Genomic DNA, 4817 nt, shown 5'->3' on the forward strand with positions numbered 1-4817 from the left:
ATTTGAAAATGATTGCATTTTATTCCTCCCAATAGCTAGGGTCGTATTTCATTCGTTCTAGTTGATCCATTCCATTTGGTACTGTTTCTTGTGTAAAGTCGTTTAAATAACTTTCTTGGCCTAGGAATGTTTTAGGGTACTTTTGATATTGTTTGTTAGTAATTGTTTTCAGATATTCTCTAGTACCGTTCATAATTGTTTCGAAATCATGTTTTTTTAGTGCTGACTTGAATAATGATGCAGCTTTCTTCTTATCAAGCTTTTTATCATAGAGTTGCCACCACTCCTCAAATTGCTCACGCGTAACGTCAGTTGCGCTATTATTAATTGTGTTACTGTTATTTGTATAATTGTTATTTGTAATACTGTTAATTGTAGTGGGCTGGTTGTCGACCGATTGAATTTCAACCGGTTGACCGTCGACCGGTCGAGAATCAACCCGTCGAGGACTATGGTAAATAGTGTATAAATTACTTCCGTAGATATTACCGTTTTGCTTTCTGCTAACTTGTAAATATCCTGCTGTTTCCAACTCTTTTCTTGCTCTTTGGTATCTTTGCTTACCTATATCTAATTCATGTTTTATTAGATCCACACTTGGAAAAGCTGTTTCATCTGCACCAGCATATGAAGATAAGTAGCTGTATAACGCTTTAGCTTCAATACTTATTGTTGTATCTTTCATTACTCGCTTAAATACAAGACCATAACCGTTAATACTGCTCTTAATTTTATTGGTCATTTACATTCTCCTTTCTGGTATAATTAATAAAAAATAATTAGGAGTGAATAATTTGAAAAAATGTTTTATCGCTTGTCCAATTGGCAATGAAAATTCAACATATAGAAAGAATTCTGATTTTCTTTTAAAATCTATCGTAAAACCTGTTTTAGAGTCTGAATTTAATATCGAAAGATCTGACCTTATATCTTCAACTAATAAAATCACTGACGAAATCATTGAAAGATTGACAAATTCTGAATTAGTCATAGTAGATTTAAGCTCACACAATCCAAATGTATTTTATGAATTAGGTTTTAGACATGCACTAAACAGACCAACAATCACTATGATTAACAAAGATGATCATATTCCTTTTGATGTCAGTGCTTATCGCACAATTTACTACAGCGAATTACACAATGATGTACTAAACGCTAAAGAACAGCTTAAAAATACTATTGAAACATTTAGTGATGATGAGTTTAATTTCGAAAATAAAAACGATAGTTCTAATACAAACAATGCATACGGTGCTTTAAATAGACACTTGCTAGATATTAAAAACGACTTATCCGAACTTAAAGAATCTGTACCGAAAATAACCGAACAGGAACCAGAAATCCCTGCTGATTCTATGGTGCGTATGATGGAATTAGCCATTCAGTATCCAGAGCAATTCGAAAAACTGATGAAAATGCAAAACAAAAATGATCAATAGCCTTTTCCTTTTAAGAAGCCTTCTAAATATTTAATACGGGCTTCTTTTTCACGTAATTGTTTTTGTTGATATTTAATGTAATTAATTGCAAAACGTATAATTAATTTATTCATGCATTTTTCTCTCCTTTCAGCATTCTGTTAAGCTGATCATCAACTTTTATCCAACTGTTCCCTAAGTGATATTTCTTATCGAATGTGTCTACGCCTATGTTGTGCTGTTCTTGATGATGCTCTCTGCATAGCGCTAACACTTCATATCCGTAATGGTCCATTGTCTTACGGTTCTTACCTCTACCTATTGCGTAATGGTGTGCAAGATCTGAATGAGGTTTACCACAGATAACACAGTTACGGTTGACTGTAGACCAGTACAAGAAAGATTTATCTTGTTTAAGCAGGTCGCTTGTTTTATAAGCTAATGGAATGTTGTTATGAAATATCCAATCAAGCGTAACTTCTATGATTTGGTTCGCTTGGGTACGTGTACAGTCGCTTAATGAGAGGCATTTTTCATACCCATAGAGGACTTCTACGTAATCCATGAACAAATACCTCATATACTCTCGGGGTTGCCCTGTGTGGCTCTCTATGTCGTTACATAGAGCGAATATTTTTCTGCGTTGTTTATCGCTAATCATGAAGGGATCTACTACCTTTACTTCGACTTCTACATCCATTCCATTATCCAGTAACAAGGTTTCTTTGTTACCAAGTTTTACATTCTTGATGACGGCAGTAATTGTACCGTCATCTTCTTGAATGTAATTAGTGATTCTTTGCATTTAAAACCACTCCTAGAAAGGTAAATCATCCGTATCCATATCAAAGTCGTTGCTATTATTAAATGGATTTTCGCTTTGAAGCTCCTTCTCTCTTTGCTGCACTTCGTTATTTGATTGGTTATTATTTGAGGTTTGCGCATTCTTAGGTTCTAAGAATTGCACACTGTCACATACAACTTCAGTAACAAAGATACGGCGTCCTTCTTGGTTTTCGTAACTGCGTGATTGTAAGCGACCATCAACGCCTGCAAGACTTCCTTTAAACAAGTAATTGCTTACGTTTTCTGCTTGTTTTCTAAAAACAACACAGTTAATAAAGTCCGCCTGTTGCTCTCCGTTTTTATCCTTAAAATTACGGTTGACCGCCAGTGTGAATGTTGCTACGTCTAAACTTGATGGCGTCACTCGATATTGTGGATCAGCTGTAAGCCTCCCTACAAGTACAACTCTATTTAACATTAGCCATTACCTCCAGGTATTGTTTTTGCGTTGTTTTGTATTTTATTAATTATTTGTACTGCTTCGTTTTCTGTTAGATTGTAGTTTTTAACACCGAATTTTTGCTCAACTACGTTTTGTGGTGCTTCTTTTTTAGTACCTTTGATTAAATTTGTGAAGTTAATAACTTCTTTTTTTAATGTCCCTAGAGTTTGACTACTAGCCATTTGTGCTTGTTTGTTTTTGTAGTTCTTTCCACTCGCCTCATTACCATCATCATCTTGATCACTTGTAATTCCAAACACCGCACTCAATGAATAACGACGCATATATGTTAGTGCTGAACCTACACCTTGAGGAGTATTCTTGTCAGGCTTAGTAGTTGCTGGCGGAAATTCTATATATTCGCCGCTTTCATGTAGTAATACCGTTGAGATTCCTACCAATCCACTTTCTGTAGTGACTGGATATTGTGAGTAAGTCAGTCCATGTTTAGGCGCTACATCATCTATTGCTTCAACTACATTTTCAAGTGGTACATACTTACTTTTGAAGAATGGGTTGTTAGCGTCTTTCATTGGTTGTTTTACTTCTTTGTGGAAGTTTGCTAACGCTTTGTTAAGTTCGGTTATCGATTCTGATTTATTCATACTCAACCTCCTCATATTCAGTTGTTTCTGTAACTGTCTTTTTTATCGCAGTGTGGTATGTCATGTCTACTACTGCATCTTCCATTCCATTGAAATCTTTAGCGTCACGACGGTCAGTTGAATATTTGATTGTAGGAATTTGTTTAGTGGGTCTGTTCATTACATAAACGTCGTTAGGTGCGTATTTAAGCTTAATTAAATAGGTAACTGTTTGTTTAGGCATTGGAATTCACCTTTTTTCTGTCACTCAATATTTTTTCTATATTTGCTACGCATTGTTTTTTGTATTCATCGCTATTGTCACTGCCGACAATGACATGTTGGACGTCTAAGTCTTTTCTATACGTGAATACTAGTGTTTGCTTTTTATCATAATTAGAGTATTCGATCGTACCTTGTACTTCCGACTCATCTAACATATCGATAAATTTATGTGAATATTTTTTAAGGTTCATGTAGTACCTCCTGTAAAAATTTGTTATGATGTAAGGGGATTCATTTCATCTCTGACTGTTAGCAAATTTCGGTGCTAGCAGTCTTTTCTATAGCAACCATTCTTACTTATATTGTAAGTCTCAAAAGTTATTGCTATATTATCCATATATGATTGACTCCCCTAATAATTTTGGTAATATATGGATATGAGTAATCTCATATCCTACTGACTGTTTGCTATTAATCACTAGCATTCAGTCTTTTTTAATATTTGATAATGAATAACGTAATATACTCTTCGCCATCATCCATTACTTCACCTTCGTCATTGAATATATCTACTTCGTAGTACCAGACTAAAAAGAACAGATATACCGAAAGTGACAGAAGTAAAGAAATCGCTGAAGATAGAATGAAATCTTGTGTTACAAATGTAAGAATAGTTGTGCTTACAAAACAAAATACATATGCTATCCAAAATGATTTATGCATTTTAATTACCTCCTACTTTATACGGTGATTTCTTTCAACTCTCGTATCTTTTCATCTGATAAATCACAATATGGAAACTTCTCTCTCACTAATTGAATAGGTGCTTTTCCACTAATTGCAATAAATCCTTCTTCCTTAAGTTCATTGTTCATCTCTCTTACAATAGAAGTTGCTTTACTTTTACTAACTCCTGCTAGAACTTGAATATCTTTTATAGTTAAATAGTTTATGATCATAAAGTGTCGTCTCCTTTCGTGTATAATTGTTTTATCGCTACTGCGTTGGATTGGGGGGTGTTGATATGTCACTTTCTCCAAAACCAGGTCACTTTTACCGTAAAAAATCTTGGGAAGATTTAGATAAGATGTTGCAATCTCTCTTCAATAATGAAGATTAGGAGTGCAATTTTGATTACTTTGAGTTTGCTCATTTCGTTTCACCTCCTTGAATCTGTTCGTTTGATTATTTTGATATAATCACCTGGGGAGGTGATTTATGTGAGCTTCAAAATGTACTGTTATTTATTTTCTCTTTATCTTAAGGGAAAGTTGAAATACAAAGATAATAGAGACATTG

9 protein-coding genes are annotated in these 4817 nt (G+C 34.3%); 1 reads left to right on the top strand and 8 read right to left on the bottom strand.

Annotated features, from left to right (window positions below; genetic code table 11):
- Positions 1 to 19: 19 nt before the first annotated feature.
- Positions 20 to 742: a helix-turn-helix domain-containing protein gene (locus tag HMPREF3270_RS08815; protein WP_070848633.1), complete on the bottom strand. Its 723-nt coding sequence runs from the start codon at positions 740 to 742 to the stop codon at positions 20 to 22.
- A 43-nt stretch (positions 743 to 785) separates the two neighbouring features.
- Here HMPREF3270_RS08815 and HMPREF3270_RS08820 point away from each other — a divergent pair, with 43 nt between their 5' ends.
- On the top strand, positions 786 to 1442 hold the full coding sequence (locus HMPREF3270_RS08820; protein WP_070848632.1) for a hypothetical protein: 657 nt from the start codon (positions 786 to 788) through the stop codon (positions 1440 to 1442).
- Positions 1443 to 1551: 109 nt separating this feature from the next.
- Here the strand turns inward: HMPREF3270_RS08820 and HMPREF3270_RS08825 are convergent, their stop codons facing one another.
- The 7 genes from HMPREF3270_RS08825 to HMPREF3270_RS08855 all read right to left on the bottom strand — a co-directional run bounded on the left by HMPREF3270_RS08825 (position 1552) and on the right by HMPREF3270_RS08855 (position 4477).
- Positions 1552 to 2226 carry a putative HNHc nuclease gene (locus HMPREF3270_RS08825; protein ID WP_070848631.1) on the bottom strand — a complete coding sequence of 225 codons (675 nt, stop codon included), beginning with the start codon at positions 2224 to 2226 and terminating at the stop codon, positions 1552 to 1554.
- 12 nt (positions 2227 to 2238) lie between these two features.
- Positions 2239 to 2685 carry a single-stranded DNA-binding protein gene (ssb, locus tag HMPREF3270_RS08830; RefSeq protein WP_070848630.1) on the bottom strand — a complete coding sequence of 149 codons (447 nt, stop codon included), beginning with the start codon at positions 2683 to 2685 and terminating at the stop codon, positions 2239 to 2241.
- Positions 2685 to 3314 carry an ERF family protein gene (locus tag HMPREF3270_RS08835; RefSeq protein ID WP_070463383.1) on the bottom strand — a complete coding sequence of 210 codons (630 nt, stop codon included), beginning with the start codon at positions 3312 to 3314 and terminating at the stop codon, positions 2685 to 2687. Before HMPREF3270_RS08835 ends, ssb begins: the two co-directional genes overlap by 1 nt.
- Positions 3307 to 3537 carry a DUF2483 family protein gene (locus tag HMPREF3270_RS08840; protein ID WP_070684223.1) on the bottom strand — a complete coding sequence of 77 codons (231 nt, stop codon included), beginning with the start codon at positions 3535 to 3537 and terminating at the stop codon, positions 3307 to 3309. The genes HMPREF3270_RS08835 and HMPREF3270_RS08840 overlap by 8 nt, the downstream gene beginning before the upstream one ends.
- The gene (locus HMPREF3270_RS08845; RefSeq protein ID WP_070867243.1) at positions 3530 to 3769 is read right to left on the bottom strand and encodes a hypothetical protein; all 240 of its coding nucleotides are present in this window, start codon (positions 3767 to 3769) and stop codon (positions 3530 to 3532) included. Before HMPREF3270_RS08845 ends, HMPREF3270_RS08840 begins: the two co-directional genes overlap by 8 nt.
- Before the next feature lie 244 nt (positions 3770 to 4013).
- The gene (locus tag HMPREF3270_RS08850; protein WP_070848629.1) at positions 4014 to 4241 is read right to left on the bottom strand and encodes a hypothetical protein; all 228 of its coding nucleotides are present in this window, start codon (positions 4239 to 4241) and stop codon (positions 4014 to 4016) included.
- Between the two features lie 17 nt (positions 4242 to 4258).
- Entirely contained in the window at positions 4259 to 4477 is a 219-nt protein-coding gene (locus HMPREF3270_RS08855) for a hypothetical protein (protein ID WP_057510828.1), read from the bottom strand.
- Positions 4478 to 4817 lie beyond the last annotated feature (340 nt).

Source organism: Staphylococcus sp. HMSC65H10 (genome assembly GCF_001839185.1).
Taxonomy (GTDB): domain Bacteria; phylum Bacillota; class Bacilli; order Staphylococcales; family Staphylococcaceae; genus Staphylococcus; species Staphylococcus simulans.